The organism is Nocardia acidivorans NBRC 108247, from assembly GCF_001625085.1.
Classification (GTDB): domain Bacteria; phylum Actinomycetota; class Actinomycetes; order Mycobacteriales; family Mycobacteriaceae; genus Nocardia; species Nocardia acidivorans.
The window spans coordinates 24,740-47,526 of record NZ_BDAW01000005.1 but is presented as its reverse complement, the minus strand read 5'-3'; the positions used below and the strand labels follow the sequence as shown (position 1 = coordinate 47,526).

Below are 22,787 nucleotides of genomic sequence, written 5' to 3'. Positions count from 1 at the left end.
CGAACGGAACAATCCGCACGACAAGGGAGTTCACATCGACCATGAGTACCCGGCTGGAACACAATGTCGAGGACACCCGCTATGAGATCTACCTCGACGACACGCTCGCGGGCTACGCCGACTACGCCGAGCGCGTCGACGGCGACCGCAAGATCCGCGATATCCAGCACACCCTCACCTTCCCCGAGTTCCGGGGTCGCGGCGTGGCCGCGCAGGTCGTCGAGTTCGCGTTGAACGACGCTCGCGCGCAGGGTTTCTCGATCATTCCGACCTGCTGGTACGTGGAGAAGTACATCGGCGAGCATCCCGAATACGCCAGCCTGGTCGGCTAATTCGCGCGCCCGCCATCGGGACGCTGCGCCCGCCACACCAGCAGCTGCCGATCCGCCGTGCTCAGCATCGCCTCGACGACCTTCTCATTGTCGAAGCCCGGCAGCGCCTGCAACCGCGCCAGGAACGCGGTATCGGCCGCGGAGTGCGGCACCACGCATCCCTTACCGGTCGCCCCGATCAGCACGAAGAACACGTCTTCGGCGAACGGCCCATCGGCCGTGGTGATGATTCGCACCTCCGCCAGCTCTCGCCACGCGACTTCTTCCACCCGTCCGTCGGCCAGTGTGCGCCGGACGAAGGTATCGGTGATTTCGACTCCGGCCATGGCTCCATAGTGCCCCCGCGTTCCCACTTCGAACACCCTTGAAACCTCTTATTTCCCAGAGCAACACACAACGTTCGAGGCCAAACCCTTGTGACACCTGGGAATTGGGGGCGGTGTCGCACCCTGACACGCGCCCCGGAGGCCATCGACGACCCCGCCCGACTGCCGGTCGGCGATGTTAGGTTGCGCCGCACGGCAGGAATTGGAGACCAACTTCGATTCGCGATGGTGTGGGAAGGGCGGGCGGGAGGCGGGCGTATGACCTTTGCGAGGACTGGCGGCCCTGGCCGCTCAGCTGGAAGGGCGATCGCACCTGGGCGGCACCACCTTCTGCGTCCAGAACACGCCCGAGGATCTCACCCCGTGCTATCTGGAGACCGAGGAGTTCGGCGGCGGCGATGTCCAGCTCGACCTGATCTCTGACACCGTCGACTGGGCTTGCGGCTGACAGACGAAAGCGGCACCGGGACAACCCGATGCCGCTTTCACGATCAGTCCTGCGAGAGGGGAATCAGCGCAGGATCTGGCGGGACATGACCACGCGCTGGATCTGGTTGGTGCCCTCGTAGATCTGGGTGATCTTGGCGTCGCGCATCATTCGCTCCACCGGGAAATCGGTGGTGTAGCCCGCGCCGCCGAAGAGCTGGACGGCATTGGTGGTGACCTCCATGGCCACATCCGAGGCGAAGCACTTGGCGGCGGCGGAGATGAAGCCCAGGTTCTTCTCGCCACGCTCGGCGCGGGCGGCCGAGGTGTAGACCATGAGGCGGGCGGCCTCGATCTTCATGGCCATATCGGCCAGCATGAACTCGGTGTTCTGGAAGGACGCGATGGTCTTGCCGAACTGCTTGCGGTCCTTGGTGTACGCGATGGCCGCGTCCAGCGCGCCCTGCGCGAGGCCCACGGCCTGCGCGCCGATGGTCGGGCGGGTGTGGTCCAGGGTCTGCAGGGCGGTCTTGAAACCGGTGCCGGGCTCGCCGATGATGCGATCGCCGGGGACCTTGCAGTTCTCGAAGTACAGCTCGGCGGTGGGCGAACCCTTGATGCCCAGCTTGTGCTCCAGCGGGCCGACCACAAAGCCCTCGTCGTCCTTGTGCACCATGAACGCGGAGATGCCGTTGGCGCCCTTGTCGGCGTCGGTCACGGCCATGACCGTGTACCAATCGGACTTGCCGCCATTGGTGATCCAGCACTTGGAGCCGTTGATGATCCAGCCGTCGCCGTCGGCCTTGGCGCGGGTGCGCATGGAGGCGGCGTCGGAACCGGCCTCCCGCTCGGACAGCGCGTAGGAGGCCATGCCGCCGTTCACGATGGTCGGCAGCACCTGCTGCTTGAGCTCCTCCGAGCCCTGCAGGATCAGGCCCATGGTGCCGAGCTTGTTGACCGCGGGGATGAGCGAGGAGGAGCCGCAGACGCGCGCGACCTCTTCGATCACGATGCAGGTGGCGACCGAGTCCGCGCCCTGGCCGCCGTACGCCTCGGGCACGTGCACCGCGTTGAAACCGGCGGCGTTGAGGGCGGTCAGCGCCTCCTGCGGGAAGCGGGAGTTGCCGTCCACATCCTTCGCGTACGGGGCGATCTCCTTCTCCGACAGGGCGCGAATCGCCGCGCGCAGCTCATCGTGGAAGTCCTCGAGCTTGAACAGATCGAAATCGGGGTTGCCCGCCATGGGGTTCGTCTCCTGTGCGTTCGGGTCGGATCGCCGCTGGTCGCCCAACCGCACCAGCGTCTCGGCACTCAGTGCCATTCAAAGCCGAGTATACGCCGCGATATCGCGGCCACATGGACATACTGCCCTAAAAACGCGTGGCACGCAGTGTCACATTCGCCACTGCGGGCTCATCACAGCGTATCGAGGCGACGCGCCAGAAGATCAGCGACCTGCCGCGACGGCATATCCCGCGGGAACACCGCCACCACCATCTGATCCGCGGCGGCGCTCTCGCGCCCGGCCCCGCCCCGCGGAATCGTCGCCAGCGCGGCCCGCAGATCCGCCGGACTCGCCGCCGACTCCCCCCGCACCATGCGCCGCAGCAGATAGTTGTGCGTAGCCGTCACCGCCGCCGTGAACTGCACCAGCGCCAAATCGAATTCCCCGCCCAGCCGCGCCCGCAGGAAATCGGTGAACAACCGCTCGTACCGGAACACGGTGACGATCTCCCGCTCCCGCAGCGTCGGCACCTGCCGCACCACCCGATACCTGCGCGCCGCCAACTCCCGCCACTGCGTGAACCGCTCGAACACCGCCACCACGGCCTCGTTCACCGCATCCCACGGATCTCCCCGCGCCCCATCCAGAAACGCCCGCGCCTGCGCCAACTGCGACTCGTGATCCGCGAAAACCACATCCTCCTTCGACCGGAACTGCCGAAAGAAGGTCCGCCGCGAAATCCCCGCCGCCTCCGCGATCTCATCCACGGTCGTTGCCTCATACCCCTTTTCGGCAAACAGCCGCAGGGCATGATCGACCACCGTCAGGCGGCGGGCAGTCGCATCGTCGGGGGCCACACGCCCACCGTAGCCGGGTGGGCGCACGGAATCGGTCAGCCCAGGAGTTGGGTTCGCAGAGCCTGGTCCTTTTCCAGGACCATCTTTTCCAGGGCGGATTGGAATTGCTCCATGCGGGAGCGGAGTTCGGGGTCGGAGCTGGCGAGGATGCGGACGGCGAGCAGGCCCGCGTTGCGGGCTCCGCCGATGGAGACCGTCGCTACCGGGACACCGGCGGGCATTTGGACTATGGACAGGAGCGAGTCCATGCCGTCGAGGTGTTTGAGCGGGACGGGGACGCCGATGACTGGCAGGGGGGTGGCGGAGGCGACCATGCCGGGGAGGTGAGCCGCGCCGCCCGCGCCCGCGATGATGACACGGATGCCGCGACCCGCGGCCTCCTTCGCGTAATCGAGCATGCGCTGGGGGGTGCGGTGGGCGGAGACCACGCCCACCTCGAAGCGAATGCCGAACTCCGCCAAGGCTTCCGCGGCGGCGACCATGGTGGGCCAGTCGGAGTCGCTGCCCATGATCAGGCCAACTTGTGCGGTCTCAGGCATGATGCGGATCCCATCCGTCGGTCCAAATCGCGTGCGACATCCAATGGGCCGCGCGCTCCGCCTTTTCGCGGGTGATGGCGACGTCGTCGCCGAGGATATTGATGTGGCCGATCTTGCGGTCGGGGCGCTCGCCCTTGGCGTAGAGATGCACCTTCGCCTCGGGGAGGCGAGCGGCCAGGTGGTGCAGGCGCTCATCCATGGACATCGCCGGGGTCTGCGCCGCACCGAGGATGTTCGCCATCACGGTGACCGGAGCCAGCGGGGCCGTCGACCCCAGCGGGTAGTCCAGCACCGCGCGCAGATGCTGTTCGAACTGGCCGGTGCAGGCGCCGTCCATCCCCCAGTGGCCGGAATTGTGCGGGCGCATGGCCAGCTCGTTCACCAGCAGCTCACCGGAGTGCGTTTCGAAGAGCTCCACCGCCATCGCACCGGTGACGCCCAATTCCGCCGCCAGCCGCAATGCCAGGGCCGCGGCCTCGGTGGCACGGGCCTCGGACAGGTCGGGGGCGGGCGCGATCACCACGGCGCACTGACCGTTCCGCTGAATGGTCTCCACCACCGGCCAGGCCGCCGCCTGCCCGAACGGGGAGCGCGCCACCATAGCCGAGAGTTCCCGCCGCAGCTCCACCTTGGCCTCGGCCAGCAGCGAAACCCCGTGCGCCAGTTGATCGGTCACGAGGCGCTCGGTCTCGGCGGCATCGGCGGGCATCCACACCCCGCGCCCGTCATACCCGCCGCGCACCGCCTTGAGCACGAACGGCCAGCCCTGCGCATCACCGAAGGCGACCGCGTCGGCGACCGAGGTCACCTCGGTGAACGCCGGAATCGGCACACCGAGTTCGGCCAGTTTGCGCCGCATGCGGAGTTTGTCCTGCGCGAAGATCAGCGCGCGCGGCGGCGGCTGCACATTCACGCCCTCCGCGATCAGGGCCTCGAGATGTTCGGTCGGCACACCCTCGTGATCGAAGGTGACCGCGTTCGAACCGACCGCGGCCTTGCGCAGCGCGGTGAGATCCTGATGACTGCCGAAGATCACATCCGGTGTGACCTGCGCTGCGGGATCATCGGGGCGCTCGGCCAGCACGCGCAGCCGCTGCCCCAGCGCAATGGCCGCCTGATGGGTCATGCGCGCGAGCTGACCGCCACCGATCATGGTGACGGTGGGCATCGCGGAGGAATCGAAGGAACGTGCGCTCACGTTCGTAAATGTTGTCATGACGGGATGCCCCCGGATCCCGCGGGTTGCCCTTCGAGTCGGTAGGAGACGTAGACTCGCCTGGTGTCATTTGTCGACAAGGTGATAAACGTCCTGCCCACACCGCTGCGGGACCTCGCCGACCGCCATTCCGAACTGCTGAAGTTCGCCATTGTCGGGGCGACGACCTTCGTCATCGATATCGGCATTTTCTACCTGCTGAAGTGGACCGTCCTGGACACCAAGCCGACGATCGCCCGCATCCTGTCGGGCACCATCGCGGTCATCGTCTCGTACATCCTCAATCGCGAGTGGACCTTCGACAAGCGCGGCGGCCGCGAAAAGCATCACGAAGCGCTGCTGTTCTTCGCGGTGAGCGGTATCGGCGTCCTACTGGCCAGCCTGCCGCTGTACATCTCCAGCTACGTCTTCGATCTGCGCCAGCCGAACGTGAGTTTCACCGTCGAGAACATCGCCGACTTCTTCAGCGCGTTCATCATCGGCAATCTGCTGCAGATGGCATTCCGATTCTGGGCCATGCGCAAGTGGGTGTTCCCGGATGAAATGAAGGAACTCGCCGAAGAGTTCGAGGACCTCGTCAACGAGGAACAACTCGGACATAGCTGATATTCGGAAATAAAGCGGCCCACAACCATTCGGTTGCGGGGCCGTCGTCATTTTCCGGTTTCGGGCAAGGCCGGCGTGACGGTCAGGCGCGCACCGCCCGACGGGCTTGCACCGAGAGCCGCTGTGCCGCCGTGCAATCGGGCCTGCTGCGCCACCAGGGCCAGCCCGATACCGCGGCCGGGATTCCGGCCGGCGCGGTAGAAGCGTTCGAAGGCATGCGCACGTTCCGCTGCGGGGATGCCCGAGCCATTGTCGTCGACTATCAGTGTGACGGTCTCGCCGCTGGTCCGCGCGGTGATATCGAGGCGGGCAGCGCGGTGCCCGCCACCCCGATACCGATGATGCGGGTGCGCTGTCCGGCCGCGGAATCCGTTGCCACCGTCCAGCAGCGGCATATCCAGGTCGAGCACCACGGCCTGCGGTGCGCTGGCGGTGATGCGCGCCAGCGCGGTGGCCCCGTCCGAAGGTATGGAGGGATTACTCAGCCGCCGCTAGCGAACGGTTAGGGAATCGATAGAGATGTGTGGATCCCGGCCGAGAGCACGCCGGGATGACGGGGCGGGGCGCGTTAGCGGGGTTCGGTGACGGGACCGTTGGGGGTCGGGCGGGCGGGGACGCCGGAGGAGCCGAGGAAGACGGCGAAGAGGGCGGGGCGGCGGCGCTGGAGTTCCATACGGCCGCCGTCGGCCTCGATGAGGGCTCGGGCCAGGGCGAGGCCGACGCCGGTGGAGCCCGCGGCGGAGAAGCCGCGGTCGAAGATGTGCGGGGCGAGTTCGTCGCGGACGCCATCGCCTTCGTCGGCGACCTCGACCACCACGAGAGGTTCCCGGGAGGCCAGGCCGCCGGTGACGGTGCGGACCGAGACGGTGCAGGTGCCGCCGCCGTGCATGAGGGCGTTGTCGACCAGTACGGCGACGGCCTCGCGCAGGCGGGAACCGGTGACGCGGGCGCGCAGGGTGGGGTCGCCGAGCAGGACCAGTTTGCGGCCCGCCTCGGCGAAGGGGTGCCGCCATTCCGCCACCACGCCACGGAGTTCCGCGACCACGGGCACCGGATCGCGGTCGGCCGCGCCCTCGTCGCGGGAGGCGCGAACCAGCTCGTCGATGGCGTCGGTGAGCCGATCCACCTGTGCCATGGCCTCTTCCGCCTCGTGCACCACGGCGGGATCGTCATGGGTGGACAGTTCGTCCAGGCGCAGCCGGACCGCGGTGAGCCGACTGCGCAGCTGATGCGAGACATCGGCGACCAGGGCGTGCTCGCGTTGCAGTCGCCCCGCGATTTCGACTGTGGCGGAGTCCAATACGTCCGATACGCGATCGAGTTCGGTAATGCCGTGCCGCCGCGAATCCGCGCGGAAATCACCCATCGCCAGGCGCGCGGCCCGCGCCGCCACATCGCGCAGCGGATCCGCGACCCGCCGCGCGGTCACCACCGCCACCGCGATCCCCGCGCCGAGCGAGATCAGCACCAGCACCGCGACCGCCCCCAATGCCTGCCGCTGCATCGAATGCATGGGCGCGGCAGGGGTTTCCAGCCGCAGCGAGCCCGAGGTGCCCATGGCCAGCGATTCCGCCAGCGGATCGTCCACCGTGGTCGAACCCACATCGACGCGCGAGGCATTGTCCTGCGGTGTCGGATACACGATGGTGAGCCGTCCGTCCGCCGGAATCAGCGGCCGCACCGAGCGCAGATCCAGCTCCCCGTGCACGAGCCCGTCATCGCGCTCCTGCGCCACCACCTCCACGGCGATCCGATCCAGGCGGTTGCGCAGTTCATTGCGGGTGATGTCCTCCACCCACTGCCAGGCCGTGAAAGCCAGTGGCACACCGAGAACCAGTGTGGTGAGGGTGAGAGCAGCCACCATCGACAGCAGGATTCTGCGTCTCATGGTCGATATGCCTCGCTTCGCTCGGCGTTCGATTCGGGCGCGCCAATACGGCACACAAGACAGCACGGACAAATCGGCGCACGGACCTAGTCGGTGTTGAAGCGGAAGCCTACGCCGCGCACCGTCACGATTCGGCGCTCCGCCACCGGGCCCTCGTCACCGATCTTGCGACGCAACCAGGACATATGCATATCCAGGGTTTTCGAACCGCGCAGATCGGCGTCACCCCACACCTCACGCAGAATGGTTTCGCGCGAAACCACCTGTCCGGCGCGGTCGATGAGCACCTTGAGCAGCTCGTACTCCTTGTTGGCGAGATTGACTTCCATACCGTTCACCAGTACGCGCCGCGCCGCGGGCTCCAGCCGGATTCCGCCCACCTCGACCGTTTCGTCCCCGATTCCACTGCGCCGCAACAGGGCTCGCACCCGCGCCAGCAGTTCGGCGAGCCGGAAGGGCTTGCCCACGTAGTCATCCGCGCCCGCGTCCAGCCCGACCACGAAATCGACCTCGTCGGTGCGCGCGGTGAGCATCAGCACCGCGAGATCCGCCCCGCGCGCCCGCACCTGACGGCATACCTCCAGACCATCCATACCGGGTAGTCCGAGATCGAGGATCAGCAGGTCATGGCCGCCTTCGAGGGCGCGCTCCAGTACGGCGGGACCGTAGCTCTCCACGGTCACCGAATAGCCTTCACGCCCGAGCGCTCGCGACAGCGGCGCGGCAATGGCCTCGTCGTCTTCGGCCAGCAGTACAGCGGTCACGGAGCAAGCCTACGGGTAAGTCTCCGCGGAACCGCGGTAGCCACCATCGCGATCGTTCTGCACCACATCGAAGACTTGGTGGTAGAGCATGGCGTGCACCTGCTGCACATGCGGAATGTCGTCGTACTCCAACGGATCCTCCGACGCCGACCCGATGATGAGCGTGCCGGTGCCCAGCATTCGATCGAACAACCGATGCCGGAACTGCACATTCGAGATGCGGTTCATCGGAATGTCGATTCCGGTGTGCGTCAGTACACCCTGCCGGATCAGGACACGCCGATCGGTGATGATGAAATGCGTGGACTTCCAGCGAATCAACGGGATCACGCTGCGCCACAACACGATCACCAGCCAGAGCACGCCGATGCCGATCAGCAGACCCGATGCGAGGCCGCCCTCGGTATTGCGCGCGGCGACGCCCAGACCGAATCCGGCCAATGCGGTGATCAGGATGAAAGTCACAGCGGGCCAGAACAACATCTTCCAATGCGGATGACGATGCAACAGCAACCGTTCCTCCGGTGCCAATGCCTCCTCCGGATAACCCATGCGTGCACCCTATCGCGCGGAGATGTCAGAATGCCTCACGCCGACCTGCGGACTGGAGCACAATCGTGCGGCATCCGCGTAGCATCGGCGATCACAGAATTTCCTTTCGTCGAGCTGTCCCGCGCAACACCATCCCGGCCGTTCTGCCAACCGGCGCATGACACAGGAGGCGTGTGTGACCCGAGAGTTGACCCAGCTGGAGATCCTGCAAGAACTCGAACCGGTGGCCGAACAGAACCTGAACCGCCACCTGTCGATGGCCAAGGACTGGCACCCGCACGACTATGTGCCGTGGGACCAGGGCCGCAATTTCGCCGCCTTGGGCGGGCAGGACTGGGATCCTTCGCAGTCCTCGCTCAGCGAGGTCGCCAAGGTCGCCATGGTGACCAACCTGCTCACCGAGGACAATCTGCCCTCCTACCACCGGGAGATCGCGGAAAATTTCTCCCAGGAGGGGGCCTGGGGCACCTGGGTCGGGCGGTGGACCGCCGAGGAGAACCGGCACGGCATCGTCATTCGCGATTACCTCGTGGTGACCCGCGGCGTGGATCCGGTCGCGCTGGAACAGGCGCGGATGATCCACATGACCAATGGCGCGCACTCCCCCGATGATTGGGGCGGCTTCCTGGAGAATGTCGCGTACGTGACCTTCCAGGAACTCGCGACCCGCATCTCGCACCGCAATACCGGACGCGTCTGCCATGACGCCATCGCCGACCGCATGCTGCAGCGCATCGCCGCCGACGAGAACCTGCACATGATCTTCTACCGCACCCTCTGCGGCGCGGGCCTGGACCTGGTGCCCGATCAGGCCATGGAGGCGATCACCAAGGTGCTCACCAACTTCGTGATGCCCGGCGCGGGCATGCCCAACTTCCGGCGCAATGGCGTGCTCATGGCCAAGCACGGCATCTACGATCTGCGCCAGCACCTCGAAGAGGTGGTGCAGCCGGTGCTCAAGAACTGGAATATCTTCGAGCGCAACGACTTCGGTCCACGCGGCGAGCGGGCGCGGGAGATTCTCGCGGCCTATGTCGAGAAATTGGAAGCCGATACTCTCAAATTCGAGGAACAGCGCGACCGGTTACTCGCCCGCGAGGCCGCCCGCGCCGAATTGCAAACCGTCTGAATCGGTTCCTCCCGTTTCGCCAGGGTAACCCCTGGCGAAACGGGAGGTATGTGAAGTTGTGGGACGGCTGCCTGGGCCGATATCGCCTGGACGAACCACTCGGCAGCGGCGGCTCGGCCCAGGTGTGGCGAGCCCACGACACCGCGCCGGAGGCGAATCGGCCCGGGCACGGTCAGCATCCACACGGCGGCAAACCCGATGGCACACCGGGAAAGCCGAAGAAGTAGTTCAGTATTCGGCGCGCAGGTGGGTGACGTCACCCGCCGAGACGGAGCGGTCACCGATCAACAGGCGGCCGTTCTCGTCCACGCCGGTGGCGATGCCGGTGAGCACCTCGCCGCCAGGGAGTTCGGCCTTCACCTGAGAACCTATGGTGGAGCAGCGATCCCGGTAGGCGGCGGCGAGGTCGGCGATATCCCAGCCCGCGTTCTCCCAGGCGGTGAAGCGCCGGGCGAATTCGCTCAGCATGGCCGCCGCCAGATCGGTGCGGTCGGTATCGCCCGCACCCTCCAGCAGAAGTGAAGTCGCGTGCGGGACAGGGAGTTCCGCCTCGGTGAGGGTGACGTTCAGGCCGACGCCGACCACGATCGCGGGATCGGGGCCGACGGCGGCCAGTTCGGCCAGAATGCCGGAGAGTTTACGACCGTTCACCAGAATATCGTTGGGCCACTTCAGGATTGCCTGCAGGCCGGTAGAAGCGCGGACCGCGTCCACCACCGCCACCCCGGTCAGCAGGGGCAGCCAGCCCAAGACCGCCGGATCGATACCGCGCGCCCGCACCAGCACCGACATGGCGATCTGCGCGCGCGACGGGCTCACCCAGGAGCGCTCGTGCCGACCGCGACCGCGCTCCTGCTCCTCGGCGATCAGCACCAGCCGATCGATGCCCGGATCGGCCGCACGCGCAACCAGGTCCGCATTCGTCGACCCCGTCGAGGTCACCACATCGATCCCGGTGAAGAACGATCCCCGCGGCGATGCGGCGAGAGTGCTCCGCAGCCGATCGAGATCCAAGGCTGGCCTGTCCATGCCCGCAGGCTACTCCACGGCCCGGACCCAGCCACGCACCGCCGACCGGCGGCAGCGCGGCGACGGATTCGGGACCGGGCATCAGGTCGGCCGCGACCACGAGTCGCTCATCCTCCGCGCGCAACTCGGGTGCGATGGCGCGACCGCCGGGTGCGCCATCCTCGATTCCCCGGGTCTCGCCGGTGAATTCGCGCTCGGCGATGGTCGGCTCCGGTTCGGTGACGGTCCAACTCGTCACCGCCGAGGCCGCCGCTCGTTCTGCCTGATGGGTGCTCCAGCTCCACATAACCGCTCCCCTTCGTCGGCTTCGGATGCCTGTCCAGGGTCTCGCGGAAAGGGGCTGGGCACCAACGATTTTTGCCCGGAACGAGGCCGGAGCAAGGCGCTGAGCTGAGGGTTCAGCGCCGAATGAATCTTCCGGACCGGATGCGGCCGACGGTCCGGAAGCGGTGTCAGGCGACGTCGAGCGGGCGCAGGCCGAGGAATCCGGAGGTGAAGCGGCGCACCGCTTCCAGACCGTCGTCCAGCGCCTCCTGATAGCCCTCGCGCACCCAGCCGGTGATGGCAGCGGTGCCGTCCGGCGCCGGGATCACGCCGATCTCGGCGACCATCTCGGCGGTGGTGGGAACGCATACCGCCCACGAATAGCGGGTCTCGTCGGCCCATTCGGCGTTGCGGCGGGCCACATACTCCGGATCGGTGATGCCGCCGTCGGCCAGCGCCGGGCGGTCGTCGATGCGCTCATCCGCGCGCATGGCCCGCAGATACCATCCGCCCGCATTGATCTCCATGGGTTCCATCAGCGCTCCCGCCTGCGATCGCGGCGTCCGCGCCGCTGCTGATCACGACCGCCGAACAACACCGCGCCCGCGAGCGGAATCAACAGGAACACCCACCACTGATGGGTGATCAGGAAGAAGATCACGCACAGGATCGGCACCACCGGCATGATCCGCTCGGGCAGATGCTGTCCGAAACGCGATGCCTTCACTGGTGCGGGCTTATCACTCACCAGCGCGGGCAGATCCGCGAACACCGGTGTCAGATCCCCGCGCGTCATCGCCGCCGCGACAATCCCACTGCGCTCGTCGAATTCGGCCACGCTCAACCGCCCCGCGGCGAAATTGTCCGAAAGCCGTTTCATGGCCTCTTCCCGCTCCGCGGTGCCGATGCGAATGTCCGGTGGTTCAGCCATACACCGACCTTATCGCGCCCGGTCGAGCCTCGCGCCTGCGCAGCGGGTGAGAGAGAGATTCGGGGGCGTGGCCCCCAAACCCCGGACCGGGCAGGTGGAGTGGCGTGCGCCGCAGTCCTCGGCGGCGCGGCGCACCCCCGGGAATACGTGCTGGGCCGCTCACGGTCGTGAGCGGCCCAGCACGGGAAAGCTGTTGCCGGACTAGCGAATCCGGCGGGAGATCACTTGATCTCGGCGAGCACGGTGCCCTGGGTGATGGCGGCGCCGGCCTCGACCGACAGACCCGTGATGACACCGGCCTTGTGCGCGGTGACCGGGTTCTCCATCTTCATGGCCTCGAGCACCACGACCAGATCGCCGACCTCGACGGTCTGGCCCTCTTCGACCGCGACCTTGACGACGGTGCCCTGCATGGGAGCGGTGACCGAATCACCGGAGGCGCCGGCACCGGCCGCGCCACCGCGCTTGCGCGGCTTCGGCTTCTTGCGGACCACACCCGCGCCATTGGTGGCGGGCGCGGCGCCGACCGAGAACTGGCCGGGCAGCGAGACCTCGAGGCGACGGCCGCCGACCTCGACGACCACCTTCTGGCGCGGAGCCTCTTCGTCGTCTTCGATCGGCACGCCACCGGTGTACGGCTCGATGGTGTTGGTCCAGTCGTTCTCGATCCACTTGGTGTAGACGTCGAACTTGGTGCCGTCACCCACGAACGCCGGGTTCTCGACAATGTGCCGGTGGAACGGCAGCACCGTCGCCAGGCCCTCGATCTGGTACTCGGCCAGGGCGCGGGCGGCGCGCTGCAGCGCCTGCTCGCGGTTCTCGCCGGTGACGATCAGCTTGGCCAGCATGGAGTCGAACTGGCCGCCGATGACCGAGCCCGCGACCACACCGGAGTCCACGCGCACACCGGGGCCCGAAGGCTCCTTGTACACCACGACCGGGCCTGGAGCCGGCATGAAGCCGCGACCGGCATCCTCACCGTTTATGCGGAATTCGAACGAGTGCCCGCGCGGGGTCGGATCCGACTTCAACTCCAGCTCATGGCCTTCGGCGATGCGGAACTGCTGACGCACCAGGTCGATACCGGCGGTCTCCTCGGTGACCGGGTGCTCGACCTGCAGACGGGTGTTGACCTCGAGGAACGAGACGGTTTCGCCCTGCACCAGGTACTCCACGGTGCCGGCGCCGTAGTAGTGCGCTTCCTTGCAGATGCGCTTGGCGGACTCGTGGATCTTGGCGCGCACCTCATCGGACAGGAACGGCGCGGGGGCCTCCTCCACCAGCTTCTGGAAGCGGCGCTGCAGCGAGCAGTCACGGGTGCCGACCACGATCACATTGCCGTGCTTGTCGGCGATCACCTGCGCCTCGACGTGGCGGGCCTTGTCCAGGTACTGCTCCACGAAGCATTCACCGCGACCGAAGGCGGCAATGGCCTCACGGGTGGCGGATTCGAAGAGCTCGGGAATCTCCTCGATGGTCTGGGCGACCTTCATACCGCGACCGCCGCCGCCGAAGGCGGCCTTGATCGCGACCGGAACGCCGAACTCCTTGGCGAACGCGACGACCTCGTCGGCGTTCTTGACCGGATCCTTGGTGCCCGCGGCCATGGGCGCCTGGGCGCGCTCGGCGATGTGGCGGGCGGTGACCTTGTCACCGAGATCGCGGATGGACTGCGGTGAGGGACCGATCCAGATCAGACCGGCATCGATCACGGCCTGCGCGAAATCGGCGTTCTCGGAGAGGAATCCGTAACCGGGGTGGATCGCGTCCGCGCCGGCCTTCGAGGCGGCGTCGAGGATCTTGTCGAACACCAGGTACGACTCGGCCGAGGTCTGACCGCCGAGGGCGAAGGCCTCATCGGCGAGCTTCACGAACGGGGCATCGGCGTCCGGCTCGGCGTACACCGCGACGCTGGCGATACCGGCGTCCTTGGCAGCCCGGATCACGCGCACGGCGATCTCGCCTCGGTTGGCTACGAGGACCTTCGTGATCTGCGCGTTGGCATGGTTGGGCACTGAGCCTCCTGTGCTGGAGATAACTTCGTCTTGGGCAGTGTAGGCAGTCTGCCAACAACTGCTACACCGGGCCAGGGCTACCGATCGGTAGGTCCGGAGGCCGAAACTTTACAAGCGCGGCGGGGTGGCGGGCACCTCGCCCGGCTCTGCGCCGGTGACGATCGGGGCTCCGACCGCATTTGACCATTCGGTCCAGGAGCCGTCGTAGTTACGCACACCCTCCACACCGACGAGGTAGGTGAGGACGAACCAGGTGAGCGCCGACCAACGGCCGATGCGGGAGTACACCAGGGGCGCGGACCCGGCGCACACCCCACCGTAGATGACATCCAGTTCGGCGCGGGGCCGGAATCGGGAATCCGGCGCCACCGAGGCGCTCCACGGAATGCTCACCGCGGTCGGGATGTGCCCGGAGCGCAGCGCCTGCTCCTCGGGGCGGTCCAGCACGACGAGTTCGCCGGTGTACTCCTCGAAGACACGGGCGTCGATCAGCGGGCCGCCGAGCTGGGCGATGACATCGGCGCGGAAGGCGCGCGCGGTCTTGTCATCGCGCGGGACCACCGGGTATTCGCCCGGCGCGGGGTACGGGACCTCGAAGGTGGTGTCGCGGGCCTCGGAGATCCAGGCATCCCGGCCGCCGTCCAGCAGGCGCACATCTTCGTGTCCGAAGAGGTCGAACACCCACAGGGCGGCGGCCGCGGTGCCATTGGCCCGATCGCCGTAGATCACAACGGTGTCGTCCCGGCCGATACCCTTGGCGCGCATGAGCGCGGCGAAGGAATCACCATCGACGACATCGCGAGTTCGGGTATCGATCAACTCGTTTCGCCAATCGATCTTGATCGCACCCGGGACATGGCCGATGTCGTATAGCAATATGTCTTCGTTGGACTCGATGATCTTGAGCCCCGGCGCGCCGATGTTTGCCGACAGCCATTCTGTGGTTACTAGTCGGTGAGGATGTGCGTAGGAACCGAACGAGGGATGCGGATCCGGGGCAACGGGCACAGTGTGGTCCTTCACGCGTGGTGGGGTTGGGTATCGGCAGTTCGAATCTCAGCACCGATCGTAGGCAAGTGGCGGTAACGAAACTCGTTTCAGATCACGAATCGGATGATTGAGCGAATTAAGCGCAGCTTCATCCGATAAAGTCTCTCGAGAGGAGGGGTGAGCTATGTCCGATTCTTGGCCGCGACGACGTCTGCTCGCGATCCTACGTGGCGCCAGCGAGCCTCTCGACGCGCAGGAACTGGCCCGGGTTACCGGTCAACATGTGACAACGGTGCGTTTCCATTTGGATGTGCTCACCCGTGAATCACTGGTCCGCCAATTCCAGCAGCCGCCGCGCGGACGCGGTCGCCCGCGCATCGGCTATACGGCTGTACAGCGATCGGTCGGCTATCAGGAATTGGCACAGGTGCTGGCCGATCAGCTCGGCAGTGATCCGCGCCGGCGCTCCGATGCCGCCATTGCCGCGGGCCGGGTCTGGGGTTCCAAATTGGAATCGGTGGACCAACCGGTCGAAACATTGGAGGACGCACGGGATCTCACGGTCACCGTCGCCTCCGAACTCGGCTTCGCGCCCGAACGCGATCCGGCCGGGGAGACCGATGAGCATTCACTCATCCGACTCACCGCGTGCCCGCTGCGCGAACTCGCGCGCACGCATTCGGAGGTGGTCTGCGGTGTGCACCTGGGGCTCATGCGCGAGGTGCTGGACCACAATGGGGCGCGCGACACCGTCACGGTGCGACTGCACCCCTTCGTGGAGCCCGAATTGTGTGTGGCCCGACTGGATTTGATCGCGGCGGCGCGCAATACCACCGACGCCATTCCGGGCGTGGACAGCGATACCGAGGAACCCCGGCTGGCGCCCTCAATGAGCCGGGTCGCTCCACAGCTGCGTAGCCCCGACGCCCACCTGGGCAAGCAGTCGACGAACCAGCGGTAGGCCGATACCGATCACGCTGGAGGGGTCGCCCTCGATGCGCTCGACGAACCAGCCGCCCATACCGTCCAGGGTGAAGGATCCGGCCACCTGGAGCGGTTCGCCGGTGGCGATGTAGGCGTCCAGTTCCTCGGGTTCGGGCTTGGCGAAATGCACGGTGGTGGTGCTGCAATCGGCTGCCTCGGACAGGATTTCGCCGTCCCGCAGGCGCAGCACACTGTGCCCGGTGAGCAGATCGGCACTGCGCCCGGCCATTTCGGCCCAGCGCGCCCGCGCCACCTCGGGGGTGAGTGGTTTGCCCTGCAACTGCCCGCCCACGAGCAGCATCGAATCACAGCCCACCACAACGGAATCGGTGAATTCACCGGGGAGTGCGCGGCCCGCCTCGGCCAGCGCGCGGCCCTGATCGGCAATGGCGACCGCGATATCGCGCGCCTTGGCGCGGGCCAGTTCGATCACGACGTTCTCGGGGGTGGTGCCCGCCGGGAGGGCGGCGGCCACCGCGTCCTCGTCCACATTGGATACCCGAACCACCGGTTCGACGCCCGCATTGCGGAGTACGCCGAGCCGGGCCGGGGACTGGGATGCCAGCACGAAGGTGGTCACAGCCGCTGAAGCTACCGCCCCCGCACGTGACCGGCTACTCCGGGTACTGACGTACGCCGGGTAGCTGGTGCCGTAGGCCGGACCGGATCAGTCGCGCAGGTGCGACAGGGCCGGGAAGGCGTACGGGGAGAACGGCGCGGAGCCGCGGTGCAGCAGGGTCGGACGGCCCCACATATCGGCCGGGCCATTGTCGGCGGGAGCGCCCACGGCGCTCGCGGCGGCGGCGAAAACCGCGACCAGGGCGGCCAGCTCGGCGTCGCTGGGATTGCCCTTCACAACCTGGATGAGCGGACCCGTACTCGACGGTTCAGTCTCGGCTACAGCCGGTTCGACCGCTTCCGTCAATTCCTCGACGGCCAGATCCAGTTCGGCGGCGCGCAGTACTTCTTCGTCAGCCATGGTCGTCACAGCGCCAGTCCTCCTGTCCAATTGCCGCACCGGTGGCGCGGCTGTTCGCGGAATATGGGATCGAAACCGCAAACGGTAATCTGCGGCCCCCGGCTTCGAGGGCCCGTTCCTACCATCTTTGCTCGGATGGGGCGTTCTTGCGCGGTATGCGAACTACGACACAACTGGTACCGGAGTCCCAACCTCAGTGTGCGCCCCACGCAGCGTTCATCGTTCGATCAGAGCGGAATGTTGCCGTGCTTCTTCGGCGGCAGGGTCACCATCTTGCGCTCGAGCAGCCGCAGCGCCGACACGATCTGACCGCGGGTGTGCGAGGGCGGGATGACCGCGTCGACGTACCCGCGCTCGGCGGCCACGTACGGGTTGACCAGGGTGTCCTCGTACTCGTTCTGCAGTTCCAGGCGCAGCGCGTCGACATCGGCGCCCTCGGCGGCGGCATCCTTGAGCTGCTTGCGGTAGACGAATCCGACCGCGCCCGAGGCGCCCATGACGGCGATCTGAGCGGTCGGCCACGCCAGGTTCACATCGGCGCCCATATGCTTGGAACCCATGACGTCGTAGGCGCCGCCGTAGGCCTTACGGGTGATAATTGTGATCTTGCCCACAGTAGCCTCACCGTAGGCGTAGAGCAGCTTCGCGCCGCGGCGGATGATGCCGTTGTACTCCTGGCCGGTGCCGGGCAGGAAGCCCGGAACATCGACCAGGGTGATGATCGGGACATTGAAGGCATCGCAGGTGCGCACGAAGCGCGCGGCCTTCTCCGAGGCGTCGATATCCAGGCAGCCCGCGAACTGGGAGGGCTGGTTCGCCACGAAACCGACGCTGCGGCCGTCGATGCGGGCGAAGCCGACGATGATGTTCATCGCGCGCTCGGCCTGGACCTCGAGGAATTCGTCGTCGTCCACCAGGGACTTGATGACCTCGTGCATGTCGTACGGCTGGTTCGGCGAATCCGGGATGATGGTGTCCAGCGCGAGGTCGTCCTCGGTGAGGTTGTCCTCGATGGCGCCGTCAATCGGATCGGTGGCCGGGAAGCGCGGGGCCTCGGCGCGGTTGTTGCTCGGCAGGTAGCCCAGCAGGTCCTTGACGTAGTCCAGGGCGTCCTGCTCGCCGGAGGCGACGTAGTGCGCGACACCGGACTTCACCATGTGGGTGTGGGCGCCGCCCAGCTCCTCCATGGTGACCTCTTCACCGGTGACGGTCTTGATCACGTCCGGGCCGGTGACGAACATCTGCGAGGTCTGATCGACCATGACGACGAAGTCGGTCAGGGCGGGTGAGTAGACGTGGCCGCCCGCGGCCGGTCCCATGATGAGCGAGATCTGCGGGATCACGCCGGAGGCCTGGATATTGCGGTGGAAGATCTCGCCGTAAAGGCCCAGGGAGACAACGCCTTCCTGGATGCGCGCGCCCGCGCCCTCGTTGATGCCGATCAGCGGACGGCCGGTCTTGAGGGCCAGATCCATGACCTTGACGATCTTCTCGCCGTAGACCTCACCGAGCGAGCCGCCGAAGACGGTGACGTCCTGGGAGAAGATGCAGACGTCACGGCCGTCGATGGTGCCGTAACCGGTCACCACGCCGTCGCCGAGCGGACGCTGGTTCTCCAGGCCGAAATTCACGCTGCGGTGCCGGGCGAGTGCGTCCAGCTCCACGAACGAGCCCTCGTCCAGCAGGGCGAGGATGCGCTCGCGCGCGGTCATCTTGCCCTTGGCGTGGACCTTGTCGACCGCGGCCTCACCCATCGGGTGCTGTGCCTCTTCCAGCCTGTTACGCAGGTCGGCCAGCTTACCGGCGGTCGTGTGGATATCTGGGGCGCCCGCCGACCCCGGCGAAGGCTGCTGCTGGACACTCGTCATGCCCGGGAGTGTAACCAGTACCAGTGCCCCCTGGTAATACCGCGGGGGCTACTCGTGAGTACGGTTATTGACTGGCCGCCAGTAGAGATTCGCAGGTCAAAGCATAGATTTCGCCACCGAACCCGCCCGGATCCCGGCGCGGAATCCATTCGTCATCCCGGCATGCATTCGGCCGGGATGCACAGCGGAAAGAATGGACCCCGGCCGAAAACGCGCCGGAATGACGGGCAGGAAAGGTGGGCCCGACACCGCCGACGATCCGGGCGCGACTTCCGGCCGCGCCCAGACGCCTTCGTACTCAACCCAATACGCGGTCCAGGGCGTCGACGGCCTCGTCGAGTTCGGCGACGGTGACCGTCAGCGGGGGGCGGAAGCGGATGCCGCGCGCCCCGGTGCCGAGGATGAGCACGTGCTCCCGTTCACGGAGCCTGGTGACCGCGTCATCGCGCAATTGCGCCGTCGCCAGGGTGATGGCGCACATGAGTCCACGACCGCGTGGTTCGGTGACCTCCGCGTGTCTTTCGGACAATTCGGTCAAACGGCGCAACAGGTGCTCGCCGAGTTCGCGCGCCCGCTCCTCGAGCCCGTCCTGTTCGATCACCTCGAGGATGCGGCGCGAGCGCACCATATCGGCGAGGTTGCCGCCCCAGGTGGAATTGAGCCGGGAGCTGACGCGGAACACATTGTCCGGCACCTCGTCGACGCGCCCGCCCGCCATGATTCCGCATACCTGGGTCTTCTTGCCGAAGGCGACCACATCGGGTTCCAGGCCGAGCTGTTGATAGGCCCACATGGTGCCGGTCATGCCGACGCCGGTCTGCACCTCGTCGAGGATGAACAGCGCGTCGTTGGCGTGGCACAGCTCCTGCACGGCCCGAAGGAATTCCGGTCGCAGATGCCGGTCGCCGCCCTCGCCCTGAATCGGTTCGGCAATGAAACACGCTATGTCGTGCGGGTTTTCGGCGAAGGCGCGGGCAGCTTGGTCGAGGGCGCGCCGTTCGGCGGCCTCGATATCGGGATGCTCGTCACCGAGGTACGGGGTGTCGATGCGCGGCCAGTCGAATTTCGGGAAGCGGGCGGTTTTCACCGGATCGGTGTTGGTGAGCGAGAGCGTGTATCCGGTGCGGCCGTGGAAGGCGCCGGTCAGATGCAGCACCTTGGTGCCGAGTTCCGGTGCGCGCCCGTGCATTTCATTGTGCCGCGACTTCCAGTCGAAGGCCGCTTTGAGCGCGTTCTCGACCGCGAGTCCGCCACCGTCGATGAAGAACAGGTGCGGTAGCCGGGGATCGCCGAGGACGCGCGCGAAAGTGTCGACGAACCTTGCCATTTCGACGGTGTAGACGTCGGAGTTGCTGGGCTTGTTCAGGGCCGCTGCGGTGAGGTTGGACAGGAAGCGACGGTCACCGACGAGCGCGGAATGGTTCATGCCCAGCGCCGAGGAGGCGAAGAAGCCGAACATATCCAGGTATGCGGTGTCGTCGCGGGCGTCGACCAGCCTGCGGCCGCGCGATCTGCGCAGGTCCAGGACTAGATCGAAACCATCGGCGAGGATGTTCGCGGACAGGATCTCATGCACCCGGGCGGGGGTGACCAGTGTCGTTTCGGCAACCGCCCCGAGCCGATCGAATTCGAGGGTCACTCCCCCAGCGTAAGGGAATCTTTACGGTTTTGTCCGTAAGTTTCGAAGTAATTACGAGAGAGGCCTATTTGTCATAGAATGTCTGCAGAATGATGGTGCTTCGCGTCCGGACGTTGGCCGTGGCGCGAATCTCCTGCAGCAGCTGCTCCAGATGCCGCGGCGAGGCCACGCGCACGAGCAGCATGTAGCTCTCGTCGCCGGCCACCGAATGGCAGGCCTCGATGCCCGGAATGTGCTGCAGCAGTGCGGGTGCGTCATCGGGCTGCGACGGGTCGAGAGGAGTGATGGCGACAAATGCCGACAGCATCTGCCCCAGCGCCTCCGGATCGACGTTCGCCGTATAGCCGCGGATCACGCCGCGCGCCTCCAGCCGCCGGACACGCGACTGCACCGCTGACACCGAAAGGTTCGCCTTCTCGGCAAGATTGGAGAGGGTGGCGCGACCATCGGCAATCAGCTCACGGATCAGCAATCGATCGATGTCGTCGAGTTGTGGTTTCGCCGGTGTATCCGCCATCAGCGAAGGCTAACTCAGCGAACCGAACTCGTGGCCGGAACCCATACTGGAGCTGCCGATGAACCCCATCCAGACCGAAGATTCGACCCGCGAACTACGGGCGCGCACCGAGGGGCTGCTGCGCGCTCTCGGGGCGAAAACCCCCGAACCGGGCGAACTCTCGGCGCGCACGCCGATCACCGGCGGCGAACTGCTGACCCTGCGGCCGAGTTCGGCGGCGGAGGTGGACGCCGCCGTCGAGCGCGCGGCCGCCGCCTTCCGGGATTGGCGCACCGTTCCCGCGCCGCAGCGGGCCGCCGTGGTGCGGCGTTTGGCCCAGTTGCTGGTCGAGCATCAGGACGAACTGGGCGAACTGGTCACCTTGGAGGCCGGGAAGATCGGGGCCGAGGCCCGCGGTGAAGTCCAGGAGATGATCGATATCTGCGAGTTCGCCCTCGGGCTCTCGCGGCAGTTGTACGGGCGCACCATGCCTTCCGAACGCCCCGGGCATCGACTGATGGAGACCTGGCATCCGCTCGGGGTGGTCGGGGTGATCTCGGCGTTCAACTTCCCGGTGGCGGTGTGGGCGTGGAATACCGCGCTGGCGCTGGTGTGCGGGGACACCGTGGTGTGGAAGCCCTCCGATATGACGCCGTTGACGGCGCTGGCGTGTCATTCGCTGGTGCAGCGGGCGGCGGTCGAGGTGGGCGCGAATCCCGAAGTGCACCAGTTGATCCAGGGCGGCGGCGAGGTCGGCGCGCAGTTGGTCGGCGATTCGCGGGTGGCGCTGGTGAGCGCCACCGGATCGGTGCGGATGGGGCAGATCGTGGCCCCGCGCGTGGCCGAGCGGTTCGGGCGCTGCCTGCTCGAACTCGGCGGCAATAACGCTGCGGTGGTGACGCCGTCGGCGGATCTGGATCTGGCGGCGCGCGGCATCGTCTTCGCGGCGGCGGGCACGGCCGGGCAGCGGTGCACCTCGCTGCGGCGGCTCATCGTGCACGCGGATGTGGTGGGGCCGCTGGTGGAGCGCATCTCCTCGGCGTATCGGCAACTGCGCGTGGGCAATCCGCTCGCGGACGGGGTGCTGGTCGGGCCGCTGATCAACGGCCGGTCCTATACCGCCATGCAGGAGGCGCTGGCCCGCGCCCAGGCCGACGGTGGCGAATTGATCTGCGGTGGTGAGCGAGTCGAGGGTTTCGGCGACGACGCGTTCTACGTCCGCCCCGCGATCGTGCGGATGCCCGCCCAGACGGCGGTGGTGCGCGAGGAGACCTTCGCGCCCATCCTCTACGTGCTCACCTATCACGATCTCGATGCCGCGATCGAACTGCACAACGGTGTGCCGCAGGGGCTTTCGTCGGCGATCTTCACGCGGAACCAGCGCGATGCGGAGCGATTCCTGGCCGCCGACGGCTCGGACTGCGGTATCGCCAACGTGAATATCGGCACCTCGGGCGCGGAGATCGGCGGCGCTTTCGGCGGCGAGAAGCAGACCGGAGGCGGCCGCGAATCCGGTTCGGACTCGTGGAAGGCGTACATGCGCCGCGCCACCAACACGGTCAACTACTCCACCGAACTGCCACTGGCACAGGGCATTCGGTTCGAATAGCAGCGAGAACCCGAGATCGGAGTCGGCTGCGGCGCGGCGCCTACCGCGTCCGCCATTCGGCCACGCCGTGCGCGCACCCACCCGTTCATCCCGGCGTGGCCGACCCCGTCATCCCGGCGGGCT

At 66.8% G+C, this 22,787-nt stretch carries 25 protein-coding genes and 1 pseudogene; 7 read left to right on the top strand and 19 right to left on the bottom strand.

Annotation, left to right across the window (positions count from 1 at the left end; genetic code table 11):
- Positions 1 to 41: 41 nt before the first annotated feature.
- A complete protein-coding gene (locus NA10_RS01250) occupies positions 42 to 332 on the top strand; it encodes a GNAT family N-acetyltransferase (protein ID WP_067562190.1) in 291 nt (96 codons plus the stop codon).
- Here the strand turns inward: NA10_RS01250 and NA10_RS01245 are convergent.
- Positions 329 to 658, bottom strand: a complete 330-nt coding sequence (locus tag NA10_RS01245; RefSeq protein ID WP_067562187.1) for a hypothetical protein — start codon at positions 656 to 658, stop codon at positions 329 to 331. The genes NA10_RS01250 and NA10_RS01245 overlap by 4 nt on opposite strands.
- Positions 659 to 923: 265 nt before the next feature.
- Here NA10_RS01245 and NA10_RS01240 point away from each other — a divergent pair, with 265 nt between their 5' ends.
- Positions 924 to 1,106, top strand: coding sequence for a hypothetical protein (locus tag NA10_RS01240; RefSeq protein ID WP_067562185.1), 183 nt, complete (start codon positions 924 to 926; stop codon positions 1,104 to 1,106).
- A gap of 63 nt (positions 1,107 to 1,169) precedes the next feature.
- Here the strand turns inward: NA10_RS01240 and NA10_RS01235 are convergent, their stop codons facing one another.
- From NA10_RS01235 to NA10_RS01220, 4 genes are all read right to left on the bottom strand, one after another.
- Positions 1,170 to 2,327 carry an acyl-CoA dehydrogenase gene (locus NA10_RS01235; protein ID WP_067562365.1) on the bottom strand — a complete coding sequence of 386 codons (1,158 nt, stop codon included), beginning with the start codon at positions 2,325 to 2,327 and terminating at the stop codon, positions 1,170 to 1,172.
- 173 nt (positions 2,328 to 2,500) lie between these two features.
- The gene (locus tag NA10_RS01230) at positions 2,501 to 3,166 is read right to left on the bottom strand and encodes a TetR family transcriptional regulator (RefSeq protein ID WP_067562182.1); all 666 of its coding nucleotides are present in this window, start codon (positions 3,164 to 3,166) and stop codon (positions 2,501 to 2,503) included.
- A gap of 35 nt (positions 3,167 to 3,201) precedes the next feature.
- Positions 3,202 to 3,705 (bottom strand): 5-(carboxyamino)imidazole ribonucleotide mutase, encoded by a 504-nt coding sequence (gene purE, locus NA10_RS01225; protein ID WP_067562179.1) that lies wholly within the window; start codon positions 3,703 to 3,705, stop codon positions 3,202 to 3,204.
- Positions 3,698 to 4,903 carry a 5-(carboxyamino)imidazole ribonucleotide synthase gene (locus NA10_RS01220; RefSeq protein ID WP_373862321.1) on the bottom strand — a complete coding sequence of 402 codons (1,206 nt, stop codon included), beginning with the start codon at positions 4,901 to 4,903 and terminating at the stop codon, positions 3,698 to 3,700. Before NA10_RS01220 ends, purE begins: the two co-directional genes overlap by 8 nt.
- Before the next feature lie 81 nt (positions 4,904 to 4,984).
- On the opposite strand from NA10_RS01220, the gene NA10_RS01215 reads away from it, so the two are divergent.
- On the top strand, positions 4,985 to 5,527 hold the full coding sequence (locus tag NA10_RS01215; protein ID WP_067562172.1) for a GtrA family protein: 543 nt from the start codon (positions 4,985 to 4,987) through the stop codon (positions 5,525 to 5,527).
- 47 nt (positions 5,528 to 5,574) lie between these two features.
- On the opposite strand, the pseudogene NA10_RS01210 reads toward NA10_RS01215, so the two are convergent.
- The 4 genes and pseudogenes from NA10_RS01210 to NA10_RS01195 all read right to left on the bottom strand — a co-directional run.
- Positions 5,575 to 5,841, bottom strand: a pseudogene (locus NA10_RS01210) (sensor histidine kinase); the annotation flags it as partial.
- A 254-nt stretch (positions 5,842 to 6,095) separates the two neighbouring features.
- A complete protein-coding gene (locus NA10_RS01205) occupies positions 6,096 to 7,415 on the bottom strand; it encodes a sensor histidine kinase (RefSeq protein ID WP_067562167.1) in 1,320 nt (439 codons plus the stop codon).
- Positions 7,416 to 7,501: 86 nt separating this feature from the next.
- Positions 7,502 to 8,179, bottom strand: a complete 678-nt coding sequence (locus NA10_RS01200; protein ID WP_067562164.1) for a response regulator transcription factor — start codon at positions 8,177 to 8,179, stop codon at positions 7,502 to 7,504.
- A 9-nt stretch (positions 8,180 to 8,188) separates the two neighbouring features.
- Entirely contained in the window at positions 8,189 to 8,731 is a 543-nt protein-coding gene (locus NA10_RS01195) for a PH domain-containing protein (protein WP_067562161.1), read from the bottom strand.
- Positions 8,732 to 8,906: 175 nt separating this feature from the next.
- On the opposite strand from NA10_RS01195, the gene NA10_RS01190 reads away from it, so the two are divergent.
- Both NA10_RS01190 and NA10_RS36335 read left to right on the top strand, forming a co-directional pair.
- Positions 8,907 to 9,860 (top strand): acyl-ACP desaturase, encoded by a 954-nt coding sequence (locus tag NA10_RS01190; protein WP_067562362.1) that lies wholly within the window; start codon positions 8,907 to 8,909, stop codon positions 9,858 to 9,860.
- Between the two features lie 50 nt (positions 9,861 to 9,910).
- A complete protein-coding gene (locus NA10_RS36335) occupies positions 9,911 to 10,087 on the top strand; it encodes a hypothetical protein (RefSeq protein WP_157555924.1) in 177 nt (58 codons plus the stop codon).
- 1 nt (position 10,088) lies between these two features.
- Here the strand turns inward: NA10_RS36335 and NA10_RS01185 are convergent, their stop codons facing one another.
- The 5 genes from NA10_RS01185 to NA10_RS01165 form a co-directional block, all read right to left on the bottom strand.
- Positions 10,089 to 10,889, bottom strand: a complete 801-nt coding sequence (locus tag NA10_RS01185) for a biotin--[acetyl-CoA-carboxylase] ligase (RefSeq protein WP_067562158.1) — start codon at positions 10,887 to 10,889, stop codon at positions 10,089 to 10,091.
- Positions 10,890 to 11,341: 452 nt separating this feature from the next.
- The gene (locus NA10_RS01180) at positions 11,342 to 11,689 is read right to left on the bottom strand and encodes a hypothetical protein (protein WP_067562155.1); all 348 of its coding nucleotides are present in this window, start codon (positions 11,687 to 11,689) and stop codon (positions 11,342 to 11,344) included.
- Positions 11,689 to 12,084, bottom strand: coding sequence for a DUF1707 SHOCT-like domain-containing protein (locus NA10_RS01175; protein ID WP_067562150.1), 396 nt, complete (start codon positions 12,082 to 12,084; stop codon positions 11,689 to 11,691). Before NA10_RS01175 ends, NA10_RS01180 begins: the two co-directional genes overlap by 1 nt.
- Positions 12,085 to 12,305: 221 nt before the next feature.
- Positions 12,306 to 14,099 carry an acetyl-CoA carboxylase biotin carboxylase subunit gene (locus NA10_RS01170; protein ID WP_067562147.1) on the bottom strand — a complete coding sequence of 598 codons (1,794 nt, stop codon included), beginning with the start codon at positions 14,097 to 14,099 and terminating at the stop codon, positions 12,306 to 12,308.
- Between the two features lie 108 nt (positions 14,100 to 14,207).
- The gene (locus tag NA10_RS01165; protein ID WP_067562359.1) at positions 14,208 to 15,107 is read right to left on the bottom strand and encodes a sulfurtransferase; all 900 of its coding nucleotides are present in this window, start codon (positions 15,105 to 15,107) and stop codon (positions 14,208 to 14,210) included.
- Between the two features lie 166 nt (positions 15,108 to 15,273).
- On the opposite strand from NA10_RS01165, the gene NA10_RS01160 reads away from it, so the two are divergent.
- Entirely contained in the window at positions 15,274 to 16,050 is a 777-nt protein-coding gene (locus NA10_RS01160) for a helix-turn-helix transcriptional regulator (RefSeq protein ID WP_067562144.1), read from the top strand.
- Here the strand turns inward: NA10_RS01160 and NA10_RS01155 are convergent.
- The 5 genes from NA10_RS01155 to NA10_RS01135 form a co-directional block, all read right to left on the bottom strand.
- Complete coding sequence (locus NA10_RS01155) at positions 15,976 to 16,653, bottom strand: Maf family protein (RefSeq protein WP_067562142.1); 678 nt, start codon at positions 16,651 to 16,653, stop codon at positions 15,976 to 15,978. The genes NA10_RS01160 and NA10_RS01155 overlap by 75 nt on opposite strands.
- A gap of 87 nt (positions 16,654 to 16,740) precedes the next feature.
- A complete protein-coding gene (locus NA10_RS01150) occupies positions 16,741 to 17,052 on the bottom strand; it encodes an acyl-CoA carboxylase subunit epsilon (protein ID WP_067562356.1) in 312 nt (103 codons plus the stop codon).
- A gap of 227 nt (positions 17,053 to 17,279) precedes the next feature.
- Complete coding sequence (locus NA10_RS01145) at positions 17,280 to 18,920, bottom strand: acyl-CoA carboxylase subunit beta (protein WP_067562139.1); 1,641 nt, start codon at positions 18,918 to 18,920, stop codon at positions 17,280 to 17,282.
- A 298-nt stretch (positions 18,921 to 19,218) separates the two neighbouring features.
- Positions 19,219 to 20,559 (bottom strand): L-lysine 6-transaminase, encoded by a 1,341-nt coding sequence (gene lat, locus NA10_RS01140; protein ID WP_084514197.1) that lies wholly within the window; start codon positions 20,557 to 20,559, stop codon positions 19,219 to 19,221.
- 64 nt (positions 20,560 to 20,623) lie between these two features.
- Entirely contained in the window at positions 20,624 to 21,076 is a 453-nt protein-coding gene (locus NA10_RS01135) for an Lrp/AsnC family transcriptional regulator (RefSeq protein WP_067562135.1), read from the bottom strand.
- 58 nt (positions 21,077 to 21,134) lie between these two features.
- Between NA10_RS01135 and amaB the strand changes: the two genes are divergently transcribed.
- The gene (gene amaB / locus NA10_RS01130; protein WP_067562132.1) at positions 21,135 to 22,664 is read left to right on the top strand and encodes an L-piperidine-6-carboxylate dehydrogenase; all 1,530 of its coding nucleotides are present in this window, start codon (positions 21,135 to 21,137) and stop codon (positions 22,662 to 22,664) included.
- The last annotated feature ends 123 nt before the right edge of the window (positions 22,665 to 22,787 follow it).